Source organism: Billgrantia hypersalina, assembly GCF_052584175.1.
In genome coordinates this window covers 1-14,222 of the sequence record NZ_JBMIQI010000018.1, presented here as the reverse complement: position 1 = coordinate 14,222, position 14,222 = coordinate 1, and the positions used below count along the sequence as shown (strand labels likewise).

At 59.8% G+C, this 14,222-nt stretch carries 14 protein-coding genes; 4 read left to right on the top strand and 10 right to left on the bottom strand.

Annotated features, from left to right (window positions below; genetic code table 11):
- Positions 1-289: 289 nt before the first annotated feature.
- Together ACOJCM_RS14675 and ACOJCM_RS14670 are read right to left on the bottom strand one after the other, a co-directional pair.
- Positions 290-1,153: a hypothetical protein gene (locus tag ACOJCM_RS14675; RefSeq protein ID WP_445212812.1), complete on the bottom strand. Its 864-nt coding sequence runs from the start codon at positions 1,151-1,153 to the stop codon at positions 290-292.
- Positions 1,154-1,347: 194 nt separating this feature from the next.
- Positions 1,348-2,577: a tyrosine-type recombinase/integrase gene (locus tag ACOJCM_RS14670; protein WP_445212811.1), complete on the bottom strand. Its 1,230-nt coding sequence runs from the start codon at positions 2,575-2,577 to the stop codon at positions 1,348-1,350.
- Positions 2,578-2,945: 368 nt separating this feature from the next.
- Here ACOJCM_RS14670 and nhaD point away from each other — a divergent pair, with 368 nt between their 5' ends.
- A complete protein-coding gene (gene nhaD, locus ACOJCM_RS14665; RefSeq protein WP_445212810.1) occupies positions 2,946-4,430 on the top strand; it encodes a sodium:proton antiporter NhaD in 1,485 nt (494 codons plus the stop codon).
- 57 nt (positions 4,431-4,487) lie between these two features.
- On the opposite strand, the gene ACOJCM_RS14660 is transcribed toward nhaD, so the two are convergent.
- The 3 genes from ACOJCM_RS14660 to ACOJCM_RS14650 all read right to left on the bottom strand — a co-directional run bounded on the left by ACOJCM_RS14660 (position 4,488) and on the right by ACOJCM_RS14650 (position 6,869).
- Entirely contained in the window at positions 4,488-4,748 is a 261-nt protein-coding gene (locus tag ACOJCM_RS14660) for a hypothetical protein (protein ID WP_445212809.1), read from the bottom strand.
- Between the two features lie 114 nt (positions 4,749-4,862).
- Positions 4,863-4,949 carry a small membrane protein YohP gene (locus ACOJCM_RS14655; RefSeq protein WP_442345781.1) on the bottom strand — a complete coding sequence of 29 codons (87 nt, stop codon included), beginning with the start codon at positions 4,947-4,949 and terminating at the stop codon, positions 4,863-4,865.
- Positions 4,950-5,162: 213 nt separating this feature from the next.
- A complete protein-coding gene (locus ACOJCM_RS14650) occupies positions 5,163-6,869 on the bottom strand; it encodes a potassium/proton antiporter (RefSeq protein WP_445212808.1) in 1,707 nt (568 codons plus the stop codon).
- Positions 6,870-7,004: 135 nt separating this feature from the next.
- Here ACOJCM_RS14650 and ACOJCM_RS14645 point away from each other — a divergent pair, with 135 nt between their 5' ends.
- Positions 7,005-8,279 (top strand): ABC transporter substrate-binding protein, encoded by a 1,275-nt coding sequence (locus tag ACOJCM_RS14645; protein ID WP_445212807.1) that lies wholly within the window; start codon positions 7,005-7,007, stop codon positions 8,277-8,279.
- A 26-nt stretch (positions 8,280-8,305) separates the two neighbouring features.
- On the opposite strand, the gene ACOJCM_RS14640 is transcribed toward ACOJCM_RS14645, so the two are convergent.
- From ACOJCM_RS14640 to ACOJCM_RS14625, 4 genes are all read right to left on the bottom strand, one after another.
- Positions 8,306-9,085 (bottom strand): alpha/beta fold hydrolase, encoded by a 780-nt coding sequence (locus tag ACOJCM_RS14640; protein ID WP_445212806.1) that lies wholly within the window; start codon positions 9,083-9,085, stop codon positions 8,306-8,308.
- A gap of 35 nt (positions 9,086-9,120) precedes the next feature.
- Entirely contained in the window at positions 9,121-9,792 is a 672-nt protein-coding gene (locus tag ACOJCM_RS14635; RefSeq protein ID WP_445212805.1) for a 7-cyano-7-deazaguanine/7-aminomethyl-7-deazaguanine transporter, read from the bottom strand.
- A 210-nt stretch (positions 9,793-10,002) separates the two neighbouring features.
- Positions 10,003-11,913: a propionyl-CoA synthetase gene (locus tag ACOJCM_RS14630; RefSeq protein ID WP_445212804.1), complete on the bottom strand. Its 1,911-nt coding sequence runs from the start codon at positions 11,911-11,913 to the stop codon at positions 10,003-10,005.
- Positions 11,894-12,187, bottom strand: coding sequence for a hypothetical protein (locus ACOJCM_RS14625; RefSeq protein WP_445212803.1), 294 nt, complete (start codon positions 12,185-12,187; stop codon positions 11,894-11,896). The genes ACOJCM_RS14630 and ACOJCM_RS14625 overlap by 20 nt, the downstream gene beginning before the upstream one ends.
- Before the next feature lie 93 nt (positions 12,188-12,280).
- Between ACOJCM_RS14625 and ACOJCM_RS14620 the strand changes: the two genes are divergently transcribed.
- Entirely contained in the window at positions 12,281-12,601 is a 321-nt protein-coding gene (locus ACOJCM_RS14620) for an ArsR/SmtB family transcription factor (protein WP_445212802.1), read from the top strand.
- 22 nt (positions 12,602-12,623) lie between these two features.
- Here ACOJCM_RS14620 and sohB read toward each other — a convergent pair whose 3' ends face one another.
- Positions 12,624-13,661, bottom strand: coding sequence for a protease SohB (gene sohB / locus ACOJCM_RS14615; protein ID WP_445212801.1), 1,038 nt, complete (start codon positions 13,659-13,661; stop codon positions 12,624-12,626).
- A gap of 141 nt (positions 13,662-13,802) precedes the next feature.
- Between sohB and ACOJCM_RS14610 the strand changes: the two genes are divergently transcribed.
- A complete protein-coding gene (locus tag ACOJCM_RS14610) occupies positions 13,803-14,114 on the top strand; it encodes an SCP2 sterol-binding domain-containing protein (RefSeq protein WP_445212800.1) in 312 nt (103 codons plus the stop codon).
- Positions 14,115-14,222: the final 108 nt, after the last annotated feature.

Sequence of the window (14,222 nt, the reverse complement as noted above, 5' to 3'; positions counted from 1 at the left end):
CGACTTGCCTCCCATGCTTCCAGATCGGCAAGGCGCCAACGTGTACAGCTCGGCCCTAGCTTGATGGGAGCCGGGAAGTTGCAGTTACCTTCCCTTGCCCAACGCCAGGGTGTTGCCCGGCCAATTTCGTACCGCTCGGCTACTTGCTTATCACTAAGCCACTTGCTGGCTGTGTGTGCTACTTGCTCCATCGGAGTCACCTTGTCTCATTGGCTATCGACAAGGCTGATCGTGCGACTTTGGAGCTGAGGTATGTTCCAAATGGAAAAATCAATTTCCATTGGAAAATTTACTGCTGCTTTCTTCTCTCCCATGCCTCAATGGAATCTCTGAGGATGTTGTCGAGAGTGGTTTTGCCAACAGCGCGCAGCTCTAGAGGCTCGGCGTCAGTATCAGCTGGTTTTGCATAGCCTTCGACAACCCCAAGCATAATGCTAACGATTCCCGATCTCTTAGGTTTCCCAGAGATAGCGTAAAGACCAGGATGCTGCTGTGCGAGCGCTTCCGTGAGCAAACCCAGCACCTCTAGAGTTTTCATTTCATCAGGTTCTCGCTTGCTCTGGCTTGATTCACCTTCTTCTAAAACGCGGTTTACAAAGACATCGAGATCCGGCTTAGTCACGATCAAATCTTCAGGTTTCGGAAGGCGCTCGTTCACGCAGTAGGTATCATGCCCATCAGCATCCTCACTAGCCACATCGACCATAAAGTAGATCTGTCCATCGTGAGCAGATTCTACAAACCATTCCTTGTCTACATACTCGCTCTCAGTGAACTGTCCGGCCCCATACTGAACCCATGTTCTGAGGTATTTTCTGATGACGTGGTGCTCCGTCACAAGTCGGCACGTACCACTAACCCAGGCTACCTGATCACACCAATCTATTTGGTAACCCAGCAATGAGGGAATGTATGTGCCGCCTTCAATGCTGCCGGTATGGCAGGGAAGATGAAAGCTACTCGGCACCAGGCGGTAGCCATGCACAAAGGTGCGATCTTGGAAAAGGACACTTAACTTGAGCTCGCCATCAAGCGCAAACTGAGCAAGGTCGCGATGGCTAATATCGCAGCCGAACTCGACGCTCAAACGGCGAGCTGCATCATCCAGCGTGTACCATTTTTTTCGCTTCAGAAGCCTGCTCTCAATAGACATAAGCGCTACTCCTCACGCTCTCCATTGAAGAGGCTGGCCAGTGCGGTGGAGTATCCGCACGTTCGGGAGCTACCCTAGGCCAGCCAACACGGTGCGGCAGTGCCGCCTGTGCCCTGGTCGCTTATGATGGGGTTTTCGTTGGGTATCACCCTGCCCTGCTCATAAGCCATTGTCTGTTCAGTAGTCCGGGCGGATCACATCTCCGCCTTACGCAGCGGGACGACTTCGCCTTTCGGCTGGATCGTGCCGCAGAACTTCGCCCAGTCTTGCATCAGCTTTGCCCGCTTCTCCATGAGGTCGCCCCTACGATAGGCTGCCTCGGCTGCGTTCTTGATCGTATGGGCCAGGGCCATCTCGCAAACGTGATGCGGGTAGCTGGTACGCTCGGCTGCCCAATCCCGGAATGTCGAGCGGAAGCCGTGAACGGTGGCATCAACGCCCATACGCTTGAGCACAGCGGCCAGGGCTGCATCGCTGAACTTGCCGCCCTTCGGTGCCGGAAAGACAACCTCGGAATCACGCGGGAGTCGCTGCAGCAGCGCAAGGGCTTCCTTGGAGAGCGGTACGCGGTGCTCTTTCTCGGCTTTCATGCGGCCGGCTGGTATCGTCCAGATGGCGTTCTCCAGGTCGATCTCGTCCCACGTGGCACCCCGAACCTCGCCTGAGCGTGTCGCGGTCAGAATGGTGAACTCCAGAGCCAGCGCAGCCACGCCCTTCTGCTGGCGCAGTTTCACCATGAACTCGCCCATGTCGTCTATCGGCAGCGCCTTGTGGTGCTTCACCTTGGCCACCTTGGAGGGCTTCGGCAGAATGGCGTCTAGGTTGCCCTTCCAGCGTGCCGGGTTGTCACCGGAGCGGTGGCCATGCACGGTTGCCCACGCAATAACTGCCTCGATGCGCTGGCGTACCCTGGTCATGGTTTCGGTCTTGCTTTCCCACTCAGGCTTGAGCACCTTCAAGACATGGGCCAGATCCACGTCAGCAACGGCCATCTTGCCCAATACGGGATAGGCATAGGTCTTGAGCGTGTTTTCCCACTGCTGAGCATGCTTGGCGTTGCGAGACTCAGCCTGCTTCTTCTTGATGACCTCGGCAGCGCATTGCTCAAAGGTAATGTCGCGTACCTGCTGAGCGAGCAGAGCGCTCCTTAGAGCGCGGCGCTCGGCAACCGGGTCGATGCCCTGCTGGATCTTCTCTCGCGCCTCTCTGGCCTTCTCTCGAGCGCTGGCAAGGGTTACGTCAGGATAGCCACCCAAGCCAATGTCGCGGCGCTTGGCGCCTACCGTGGCACGCAGCACCCATGAGCGGGCGCCGGTCTTGGCGATCTGGAGATGCAGGCCGGCCACCCCGCCCACGGCGTACAGGCCTGGCTCGGTCAGGCGCTTCACCTCAACGGCGGAAAGTTCTCTGGCTTTCTTAGGCATGGCCGCGTCTCCAACAAGCTACCCAACAAAGGTAATGTTCTTGGATGATAGTTCGTGGCACGTTGTAATACAAGGTGGTCCGGCGAGAAATGCGAGGAATAGAACCAAAGTGCTGATGAGCTGTGGGTTTATGCTTCCCCTTGATTGCGGGTGGCGCGCCCTGATACAATGCCGCCAGGCGGGCTGTCCCTCCGCCACCCTGATACCTTAAGAAAACCCCTGCAAAGCAGGGGTTTTTTTATTGCCCAAAGCTTCGATATGGCCCTATTTGCTCCCCCTTAACAACTGTTGCACCGCAACAGAGCATGGTAAAATTCAGCCGCTTTTTTCTCCTCCTCCCAACCCCTTACAACACAGGACTCACCGCCATGCCAACTGGCTGCAGTTCGAAATCCAGGCTACGGGAAAACTTCCGGTGGCCCGGTATCCTATTGGCCGCTTTCTGTCTCTTTCTATTCAGCCCCTTCGCCATGGCGGTGACGGGTAGCCTGGATCTGACCGGTTCGGCCGTCGGCTACGTTGCCGTTGCCATCTTCGTTCTTGCCTATGCATTGGTCATGAGCGAAGAAAAATTGCACATGCGCAAATCGAAACCGGTGCTGGTGGCTGCCGGCCTCATCTGGTTCATGATCGGCTGGGTCTACGTGCAATCCGGCATGCCCGACGAAGCCGAGCATGCGTTTCGCGAGACGCTGCTCGAATTCGCTGAGCTGATGCTGTTCCTGCTGGTGGCGATGACCTACATCAATGCCATGGACGAGCGACGCGTCTTCGATGCGCTGCGCTCCTGGATGACCCGTAGGGGCTTCAGCTACAAGCAGCTGTTCTGGCTGACCGGCGGTCTCTCCTTTATCATTTCTCCGATCGCCGATAACCTCACGACGGCCATGCTGATGTGTGCGGTTGTCACCAAGGTGGCGGAAGGCGACAAGCGTTTCATCAACCTGGCTTGCATCAATATTGTGGTGGCGGCCAATGCTGGCGGCGCCTTCAGCCCCTTCGGCGATATCACCACGTTGATGGTATGGCAGGCGGGTATCGTGCAGTTCTATGAGTTCTTCTCGCTGCTGGTGCCGTCGCTGGTGAATTTCCTGATTCCCGCCGTCCTGATGACGTTCTTCATCAACAATCGCAAGCCGGAGGGCGTCTACGAAGACGTCTGGCTCAAGCGCGGTGCACGGCGCATCGTCCTGTTATTCCTGCTCACCATTGCTACCGCCGTGGCTTGCCATACCTTGCTGCACCTGCCACCGGTGCTGGGAATGATGACCGGCCTCGGCTACCTGCAGTTCTTCGGCTATTACCTGCGCATGACATTGCCGCGTTCCCTGGAAAAAAAGCGCATTCGCTACACCCGGCGCGGCGATGAGCGCAAGTTGCGTCAGTTGGGTAGCGTTGTGCCCTTCGACGTATTCAACCGCGTGGCACGCGCAGAGTGGGATACCCTGCTGTTCTTCTATGGCGTGGTGGTTGCCGTCGGGGGCCTGGGCTTCCTGGGTTATCTCGGCATGCTGTCCGAGGCGCTCTACGCCGGGTGGGATGCCACCTGGGCAAATATCGTGCTGGGCGTGGTCTCCGCGGTAGTCGATAACATCCCCGTCATGTTCGCCGTGCTGACCATGGAGCCTGAGATGTCGCATGGTCATTGGTTGCTGATCACGCTGACCGCCGGTGTCGGCGGCAGCCTGCTGTCGATCGGCTCGGCTGCCGGTGTTGCACTGATGGGCCAGGCGCGCGGCAATTATACCTTCATCGGTCATTTGCGCTGGGCACCTGTGATCGCGGTGGGTTACGCAGCGAGCGTCGCCACCCACCTTTGGCTCAACGCGGGGAGTTTTGCCGTTTCAGGTTAAGCGCTGCTGAGTCAGATTTATGCGCCCGGCCCAGGCCGGGCGCTTTGCTTTCAAGCCTCAGCTGCCCAGCATGACGACGCTGGCCGGCGCGAAGAAGGTGATATAGCCGAGCACCAGCCCCACTGTCGCGCCTTGCCGGCTATGGATTCGCCCCAATAGCGCACCGAAAAAGGCCAGACCCGTCGGTACCAGCATGCCGCCGAAAGCGAGGAAGAGGTCATGATTGGCATCGGGCGGCCAACGCAGGATGGTGAATAGGAAAGTGCCTATCACATACCCCGCCAGCAGCGTGAGCCACTGATGGCGCGATAACAACATCGCAAACTCCAGCTTCTATACATGTCCCAACCATGTTAGCGGAAGAAAGCCTGGGTATGCGATGGGGGGCGGTGCGGGACGAATCGCGATGCGACTCGTCGCCACGCTATGAAACTAGAAGATCAGCATCAGCAGGCCGATAACCACGGCCAGGCCGATAAGAAAGATGATTCCTACGGTACTTGCCAGAAACTTGAGCATGTCAAGACACTCCCTGTCGATATGGATTTAGCTCCGCTTCACACATTCGAGACACATATTCGAGACGCTACTCGACCTCGCCGATACCCTTGGTAACGGGTGATATTGGCCAGTGAGCGACCTCCAAGCCCTCGAGTCATGGAGCACCTCAATCAAATCCCATTGACGTGAAGGGAAGATAGTTGCCGCTACTGTGGGCTGCAAGCGAGACGGCTAATAGAGCCGCAGACCGACACGTGTCACTCGGTTGCCGTCCATTTCGCTGACGACCCAATGGATGCCATGCCAGTCGACGTCGTCGCCGACCACCGGGTGGCCGCCTACGCGCAGCGATACGAACTCGGCCAGGGTCATGTCGCTCTCTCCCGGGCTTAGCGTCAATCCGTAGACACCGGCGATGTCCTTCATCAAGGCATCGCCGTCGAAAGTGAAGGTACCGAAGAAAGCGCGTTCGCGCTTGAGTTTGGAATCGCCGCTGAACAAGCGGTTGAGTGCCGGCAGGTCCCCGCTGCGGCCAATGACACAGATGATGTCGCCTGGTTTCAGCCGCGTGCTGCCCTTGGGATGCAGCATGGCATGCTGGCGAAAGAGCGCCGAGATTACCGCACCCGAGGGAAAGCGCAGCAGACGGATGGGCACGTCATCGAGATCTTCGTTATCCACCTTGTAGACGAACATCTCGTAGTCGTTATCCGGCAGGATGCCGAGCGGACCGCGTCGGTCGGGCGTGACACCGGCCGGAATCTCGACCTTCGTCCAGCGGGCAGCCAGGGGCAAGGTGCCACCTTGGATCAGCAGGGACAACAACACCACGGCAAAGGCGACATTGAAGTAGAGAGCCGCATTCTCTACCCCGCCGATCACGGGGAAGATGGCAAGCACGATGGGAACCGCGCCACGCAACCCGACCCAGGATATGAAGCCGATCTCCCTCCAGCGGAAGCGGAAGAAGGGTTTGACCGTGATCAGGACAGCGATCGGACGCGCAACGAAGATCAGCACCAATGCCACGAGCGCGGCCGGCAGAGCGAACTCGAGTAGCCCCGATGGGTTGACCAGCAGGCCCAGGATCAGGAACAGTCCGATCTGGCTCAACCAAGCCAGGCCGTCATGGACTGGAAGAATGAAATTGAGGTGTCGGCCCGGTTGGTTGCCGATCATCAAACCGGTCAGGTAGATAGCCAGAAAGCCACTGCCGCCGAGGAAACTGGTCGCACCGAAGACACAGAACCCCAGTCCCAGGGCCAGCAGCGAATAAAGGCCAGGCGCGAGGTCTAACCAGCGCAGCAGCTTGGCGCTGAGCCATCCGGCTCCCAAACCGATAAGAATGGCGATACCGAACTGGAGCACCATGAACATCACGGTCGAGCCCGGCCCCCGGATATCGCCGACCAATACCTCAACGAGAAGCAGTGTCAGAAAAATGGCCATGGGATCGTTGGTGCCGGACTCGATCTCGAGGGTGGCGCTGACGCGTTCATTGAGGTGAACGCCACGTCCGCTCAGCATCGAGAACACGGCCGCAGCGTCCGTAGAGCCAACGATGGCCCCCACTAGCAGCCCCTGCACCAGGGACAAGCCGAAGATCCACATCGCAAAAAGCCCCACCAGTCCGCTGGTAACGAACACTCCCAAGGTGGCCAACGACAGGGCTGGCTTGAAACCGACCCGGAAGGTCTTGAGACGGGTACGCAACCCGCCATCAAGCAGTATCATGGCCAAAGCGAGATGACCGATCAGGAACGCCAGGGAATAGTCGTCGAACTGGATCTTGAGTAGCCCATCTTCGCCTGCCAGCATGCCCAGACCCAGAAAGATCAGCAGCAGCGGCAGGCCGACGACGGCTGAAACTCGACTGGCCACGACGCTCAGGGCTATCAGAAAGCCGGAAAGGAGAAAAAGCGTATTGATGGTGTCCATGCATGACCTCGAGCCGGGGTAAGCCCATTATGCCATGGGTCACTCCGCTCTAGCAGAACGGCGCAGGCTGGCCATGCTCGGCATGACAACGATAAACTGGCTGCTTACCGAAAATTACATTTACGTTGGAGTTTCATGGCCAAGCTTCATTGCGGCTCCTTGGCATGCACCTTGGTGGGAGCGATCGCCGCCTCTCTGCTTATGCTCCCTCTCGCGCTGCTAGCCGAATCCGAGACGGAAGAAGCCGAGCCGCTGCCTGCCCCTCCGCTGCAGCTCGAAAGCCGCGTCGAGGTGTTTCCCATCCCGAGCGATATCGAGGCGCTGGCACCAACCGAGCCCGCCCCCGTGGTAGAGGTGCCGCCAAGCATAGAGGTGCCAGGCGTAAGGGAAATTCCCAGTGCAGATGCGTCGAGCGATCGCGACGCGTCAGTACGCTCTCAGCGGCGGGGGCTGGAAGTCCCAACGGTAGTCAGCGAGCCCGCCGACCCCATCGTGCCTCCCCCCACCACGCGCTTGCGCGTGACGCTCGATTGGTATCTCAATCCCCAGCATGCCACCTTGCTGGTGGCACGGGAGAAAGGCATGTTCGCGCGTCGAGGGCTGGACGTGACCCTGGAGGTTCCGGCCGACCCCGAGGTGCCTGCCAAGCTGCTGGCAGCCGGGCGAACCGATTTGGTCGTCGGTCGCCAGGCCCAACTGCACATGCTGGTCGATCGGGGTCTGCCTCTCATGCGCGTGGCTACCCTGATCTCCGCTCCGGTTGCAGCATTGATCGTGCGTGAAGATACCGAACATGAGGGACCGGTGGCGGATCTGGAGGGGCTGCGTATCGGTCATACTGATATCGATGGACGCGACGCGCTGTTGTCAAGCCTGCTCAGCGAGATTCTCGGGGTGTCCGACGCACTGGAGCTGGTGGCGCTGCAGGACGTCGACTTCTCGGTGCTCGACGCCATGCGCGGCCAGAGTATCGATGGCGTGATGGTACACCATCGCTATCTGTTTCCCCGCCAGCTTGCCGATGAAGGTATCCTCACGCGCGTACTGCCGGTCGAGGCATTCGGACTACCCTTGCATGATGGCTTGATCCTGATGGCGAATCGGGATCGCCTCAACGGCAAGCGAGACGCGGTGCGTCAACTGGTTTCGGCTCTGGAGGAAGCGGCTCTCTGGATCGCCAACCACCCGCAGGACGCCTGGGCACTACTCGAGGCTTCGGAACCTGCGTTGGCCGACCAGGCCAGCCGCGAGTCCTGGTCCGATATCTACCCTCGCCTCTCTCTGCAGCCTGCGGCGGTGGACCAGGGACGCTACTTGCGTTTCGAGCGATTCCTGCTCCAGGAGGGGGTCATCAAGACCAACACCGCCGTGGATCGCCTCGCCATTGACCTCGGTACGGCCGCTCCCTGACGGGCGTTAGCGCCTCAATTCGGCAATCATGATGCCTGATCGGCGAGGAACTCGTTGACGGCGGCCTGGAATGCCTCGGGCTGCTCGGCATGCAGCCAGTGCCCGGCTTGCAGGGTCACCAGGCGTGCCTCGGGCAATACCTGCTTCAACCGGGGAAGCGCGGAGTCGGGCACGTAATGCGATGCTGCGCCGCGTAGTACCAGGGATGGGCCTGCGTAGGCCCCCTCCCCGTCCGGTGCCTGCATGATATCGTCATAGCCGGCTTCGATCTGGTCGAGCCCGAGGCGCAGCGTCAGTTCGCCGTTGTCCGCTCGTTCCAGGTTGGTGGCCAGGAAGAGGCGGGTAGCGCGATCCTCGACGTACTCCGCCAGCAGGGCATCGGCCTTGCGCCGGTTGTCGGGTTTACCGCGCTCGAGGTTCCGCAGGCCTGCAAAAACGGCATCGTGCCCGTGCCCGTAAGCCTGGGGAGCGATATCCGCCACGATCAGCGATGCCACGCGCGCGGGCGCCAGTCGAGCCAAGGTGATGGCGACCTTGCCCCCCATCGAGTGGCCGAGGAGGTGCGCTTTCTCGATTTGCAGGCGCTCCATCAGGGCCAGCAGGTCATCTGCCATCTCGCGGTAGCTCATGCCATCGGCGTGAGGAGAACGTCCATGGTTGCGCAGGTCGACGGCCACGACTCGCCAGCGTTCTTGCCACAGCTTGACGTGTGAGCGCCAATTATCGGCGCTGCCCAGCAGGCCGTGGACGACGATGAGCGGCGTGCCTTCGCCGCCCGTATCGTGATAATTGAGTTCGACGCTCATACCATCTCCCGTTTCTGGTATCGGCCTGATGCCGATCAGGTGTGCTGCGGCGCCAGGTCCTGCTGCCCTGTGAAAGCCACCAGCCTGCGACTCAGCCAGGCCAGTAGTACGCCGTAAAGCGGCAGGAAGAACAACAGGCTGATAGCGAGTTTAATGACGTAGTCCACGGCGGCGATCTCGACCCAGTTCGCGGCCATGAAGGGGTCGGGGCTACGATGAAACGCCATGGCAAAGAAGGCTGCCGTATCGGCGAGATTGCCCAGCACCGTCGAAACCGCCGGGGCAACCCACCAAGCCCGCAGATTGCGCAGCCGGTCGAAGACCTGAACGTCGAGCAGTTGCCCCAGTACATAGGCCATGAAGCTGGCCAGGGCGATGCGTGCCACGAACAGATCCCACTCCCCGAGGGCGCCGAAGCCGGCGTAGCTGCCGCGCGGGAAGATCACCGAGACGACGTAGGAAATGAACAGCGCAGGGAGCATCACGCGCATGATGATCGCACGGGCGGGCTCCTTGCCGAACAGCCTCACGGTGAGGTCGGTCGCGAGGAAAATGAAGGGAAAACTGAACGCGCCCCAGGTAGTGTGAAAACCGAACAGCGTAAAAGGGAGCTGGACGAGATAGTTGCTGGCCGCTATCACCAGGATGTGAAACGACACCAGCAGCATGAGGCAGCGGCGTTGCTGCGCTTCAGTCAGTATGAACATCTGCATTCCTTTTTCGCGGCCAACAGGTGGCCAAGTCGTGTACGAGGGGTGAGGGAACCCTCGCCGGCACCCGTCGGGCGACCGGTGCCGGAAATGAGGCGTGGATTATACGTGGTCCGATGGCACCGGCCAATGCCTGAGGCGTAACGGGTCGCGACACTGAACCCAATCACCGCCCGGGGGCGGCGATTTCGCGTCCTCGACAAGACATCAGACCTGGCGGGCTTCGTGAGCCGAGCCGACCTCCTTCTCCTTCATGGCTTCGTGCACGTCCTGCAGGCTGGCCGGATCGTCGATGGTCGAAGGGACGCCATACGCCTTGCCGTCGGCAATGTTGCGCAACAGCTTGCGCAGGATCTTGCCGGAGCGCGTCTTGGGCAGGCGGTTGACGACCAGAACCTGCTTGAAGCAGGCGATCGGGCCGATCTTCTCGCGCACTAGGGCAATCAGTTCATTTTCCAGGGTGACCTCATCGCCATCGAAACCGTCCTTGGGGATGACCAGTCCCACCGGGACCTGGCCCTTGAGGGCATCGTGAATGCCGATCACGGCGCATTCGGCCACGGCCCGGTGGGCACCTACCACCTCCTCCATTTCGCCGGTGGAAAGGCGGTGCCCGGCGATATTGATAACGTCGTCGGTGCGTCCCATGATGAAGAGGTAGCCGTCGTCGTCGAAGTAGCCCCCGTCACCCGTTAGATAGTAGCCGGGGAAAGCGGCCATGTAGGCACTGTGAAAGCGCTGGGGATCGCCCCACACCCCCACCAGGCAGCCTGGCGGCATGGGCTGCTTGATGACCACGCTGCCCTGCTCCATCGCCCCGGCCCTCTCGCCTTCGCGATTCAGGATCTGCACGTCGAATCCCGGCACCGGCACGGTGGCACTGCCGGCCTTGGTCGGCATCGGCTCGAGCCCCTGCAGGTTGGCGGCAATCGGCCAGCCGGTTTCGGTCTGCCACCAGTGGTCGATCACGGGCACCTCGAGCAGGTCGTCGAGCCAGTGGTAGGTAGGCGGATCGAGGCGCTCACCCGCCAGGTACAGCGCTCTCAGACAGGAAATGTCGTATTGCTGCAGCAGCTTGCCGTCGGGGTCCTCCTTCTTGATGGCGCGGAAGGCCGTGGGCGCGGTAAAGAAGCTCTTGACCCGGTACTGGCTGATCAACCGCCAGAAAGCGCCCGCGTCAGGCGTCTTGACCGGCTTGCCTTCGTAGACCACGCTGGTGCACCCGCGAAGCAGAGGGGCATAGACGATGTAGGAATGGCCTACCACCCAACCGACGTCGGAGGCCGAGAAGAACACGTCGCCAGGCGCCACGTCGTAGATGGTTTCCATCGAGTAGTGCAGTGCTATCGCATAACCTGCAGTGTCTCGTACCACGCCCTTGGGCTTGCCTGTGGTTCCCGATGTATACAGCACGTAGAGTGGGTCGCTCCCCTTGACCGCCACACAGTCTGCCGGGGTGGCGCGCTTCATCAGCTCGGCCCAGTCATGATCGCGCGGGCCTAGCTCGGCGCGCTGCTGTTCCCGCTGCAAGAAAACACAGGCCTCTGGCTTATGCTCGCTCTGCTCGATCGCGGTATCGATAATGGGCTTGTAGGAAATCACCCGGTCGATCTCGACACCACAGGAAGCCGCCACCACGACCTTGGGCTGAGCGTCATCGATACGCACGGCAAGCTCATGCGGGGCAAAGCCGCCGAACACCACGGAGTGAACAGCACCCAGCCGTGCGCAGGCATACATCGCGACCAGAGCTTCCGGCACCATGGGCATGTAGACGACCACACGATCGCCTTTCTTTACGCCGAGATCCTGCAGCACGCCGGCGAATAGCGCCACCTCGTCACGCATTTCACGGTAGGTCAGGGTTCGCTTGGCGCCGGTGACGGGAGAATCCCAGTAGATAGCGGGCTGGTCCCCCCTTCCCTGTGCAACGTGATGATCCAGGGCAGCATGGCAGATGTTCATCTCGCCATCCGTGTACCAGCGGGCATGCCCCTGCTCGTCGTATTCGAGAATCGTGCTCGGAGACGTAAACCAAGGGATCCGTCTCGCCTGGTCGGCCCAGAAGGCTTCCGGTTGGTCGATCGAGCGATGGTATTCATTCTTGTAGGTAGACATGAGCTTCGGTCCGACATCGATGAGGAACGGCGATTGTTGACACTGTAGAGTTTTTCTTAACTTTTTCCTTCATACCATCGGCTAATGAGCCTTCTTTTCCGCATAACAAGCGCTTGTCTCGTTCTTGATTGTTGACAATCCATTGCCACAAGTCAGAGAAAAGACCATTTAAGTTGATTCTTCGTTTGACAGTCGTTGAGTCACTATCAATGATGACTAAATCAGCAATGCCATGACTACGTTGGGCACTGCCGAACTGCAACGTCTGCGACATGCCTTTGGCACTGTCCTGTCCCAGACCGAGGTAGCTGCCTGAAGCCGCTAGCCCTCAGCCACCGTGCTGCCCGGGCAATATCAGGAGATCATCATGAGCACCTCGCACAGCGCTTCATCGCGTCTCCTCCAGGCCGGCAACCCGGCCATCGACAACGCCACCGCACTACTGAAAGCGCTGGCCAACGATAATCGCCTGCGCATCCTTTGCCTGCTGGATGATTCCGAACTCTCGGTGACCGAACTCAACCAGCGACTCGCGTTGAGCCAATCGGCATTGTCGCAGCATCTTGCCATCCTCAGGCGTGAGGGTTTGGTATCGACACGTCGGGCATCGCAAACCATCTACTATTCACTTCAGGGTGACCAGGCACGCCAGATGATCGAAGCCCTGGTCCGGCTTCAAGAATTCTGACAGCTGCCGCGAGGCATCGTATTCAGCGCTTCTCCCAGCGGCTTGCGTCGAGTCGCTCGAACAGGCGCTCCACCGCGTTCTCGACACCGGCGCTGATCGCCTTGCCCAGCCGATCGGCCATCGAATGACGAGTTTCCAAGCGAACACTGACGACGCGTACCTCCTGCATGCGTGAAACCAGATAGGCCTCGCTGGTGCCAAGGGCATCGATCAGTCCTCTTGGCAGAGCGTCGTGCCCGTACCACACCTCACCCGTGGCCACGGCTTCGATGTCGAGATGAGGACGTCGCTCGGCCACATGCCGCTTGAACAGGGCATGGATGTTCTCGAGGTCAGATTGGAACTTCTCGCGCCCCTCCTCGGTATTTTCTCCGAAGACGGTCAGGGTCCGCTTGTACTCACCCGCCGTGAGCAGCTCGACATCCACGTCGTGACGCTTGAGCAGGCGATGTACGTTGGGTAGCTGCGCGACAACCCCAATGGAGCCCAGTACGGCGAAGGGGGCGGCACGCAGCTGGTCGGCGGCACAAGCCATGAGATAGCCGCCGCTGGCTGCGACCTTGTCCACACAAACCGTCGTGTGGAGCCCGGCGTCGCGCAGGCGATCGACCTGGGCGGCTGCAAGACCGTAGGCGTGTACCAGGCCACCCGGGGATTCCAGCCGAATCACGACTTCATCCCCTGTCGCAGCCGCAGCCAGCACGCTGGAGATTTCCTCAGCGAAGCGCCCCACTCCAGTCGCTTTCAGGTCGCCACGAAAATCGAGTACCCATGTCGTCGGCCGCTCGATCGACGGCTTATGGCCCGTGCGGGAACGGCGCTTGTCATCGCGGCGGAAGGTCTTGAGCAATCGCTTGCGGGCATTGGGTTCGGTAGCGGCCAGGCTCAGGCGCCGCTGGCGGTATTCAAGACGATCGTTCAAGTTCTCGATTCTCAGGCGTACGCGCTCACCGCTTTCGCCCTTGATCCGGGTGATAATCAGCACAGCCGCCACCACCAACAGCGTCAGAATCGACATCTGGACGATGAAACGCCCGATATCCATCAGCCACTCGTTCACGTCGGCACTCCCTATCGTCTTTGGTTGCCCAATCGTGACGCCAGAGAACGGCGCTGACAACGGGCTTGATTGAAACAATCGTTTGAAATAATCTTTGTCAGACGGGCTTCAGTCCCCCTGCTCATCAACGAAGGAAACACCATGTCCACCTCGATCCTAGATAAACTGCAAGAGCGCTTCGACCCCCAGGCTGCCCAGGGCATGGATGATGTCTTCCAGTTCCATTTCAGTGACAACGGTAGCCACTACCTGGTGGTGAAGGACGGCACACTGGCGATCGAGGAAGGCGAGCACGACGACCCTTCCGTATCGCTATCCATGAGCACCGATACCCTGAAAGGCATCATGAGCGGGGATGTCAACGGCATGACAGCTTTCATGACCGGCAAGCTCAAGGCGACCGGCAACGTCATGCTGGCCACCAAGCTGACCAGCCTGTTCCCTAACCGCTGAAAGCGGCATAGGGGATCGCTACGGGCCGCCTTGAACTGCACCCCGAAAGTTGGACACCCAATCCAACCTTCGGGGTGTTTCTATGAGGAAGCGATACGACGAGAGGTT

Coding starts and splice junctions, on each gene's coding strand:
- ACOJCM_RS14675 (WP_445212812.1), bottom strand. CDS start 1,153: ATGTCTATTGAGAGCAGGCTTCTGAAGCGAAAAAAATGGTACACGCTG.
- ACOJCM_RS14670 (WP_445212811.1), bottom strand. CDS start 2,577: ATGCCTAAGAAAGCCAGAGAACTTTCCGCCGTTGAGGTGAAGCGCCTG.
- nhaD (WP_445212810.1), top strand. CDS start 2,946: ATGCCAACTGGCTGCAGTTCGAAATCCAGGCTACGGGAAAACTTCCGG.
- ACOJCM_RS14660 (WP_445212809.1), bottom strand. CDS start 4,748: ATGTTGTTATCGCGCCATCAGTGGCTCACGCTGCTGGCGGGGTATGTG.
- ACOJCM_RS14655 (WP_442345781.1), bottom strand. CDS start 4,949: ATGCTCAAGTTTCTGGCAAGTACCGTAGGAATCATCTTTCTTATCGGC.
- ACOJCM_RS14650 (WP_445212808.1), bottom strand. CDS start 6,869: ATGGACACCATCAATACGCTTTTTCTCCTTTCCGGCTTTCTGATAGCC.
- ACOJCM_RS14645 (WP_445212807.1), top strand. CDS start 7,005: ATGGCCAAGCTTCATTGCGGCTCCTTGGCATGCACCTTGGTGGGAGCG.
- ACOJCM_RS14640 (WP_445212806.1), bottom strand. CDS start 9,085: ATGAGCGTCGAACTCAATTATCACGATACGGGCGGCGAAGGCACGCCG.
- ACOJCM_RS14635 (WP_445212805.1), bottom strand. CDS start 9,792: ATGTTCATACTGACTGAAGCGCAGCAACGCCGCTGCCTCATGCTGCTG.
- ACOJCM_RS14630 (WP_445212804.1), bottom strand. CDS start 11,913: ATGTCTACCTACAAGAATGAATACCATCGCTCGATCGACCAACCGGAA.
- ACOJCM_RS14625 (WP_445212803.1), bottom strand. CDS start 12,187: ATGTCGCAGACGTTGCAGTTCGGCAGTGCCCAACGTAGTCATGGCATT.
- ACOJCM_RS14620 (WP_445212802.1), top strand. CDS start 12,281: ATGAGCACCTCGCACAGCGCTTCATCGCGTCTCCTCCAGGCCGGCAAC.
- ACOJCM_RS14610 (WP_445212800.1), top strand. CDS start 13,803: ATGTCCACCTCGATCCTAGATAAACTGCAAGAGCGCTTCGACCCCCAG.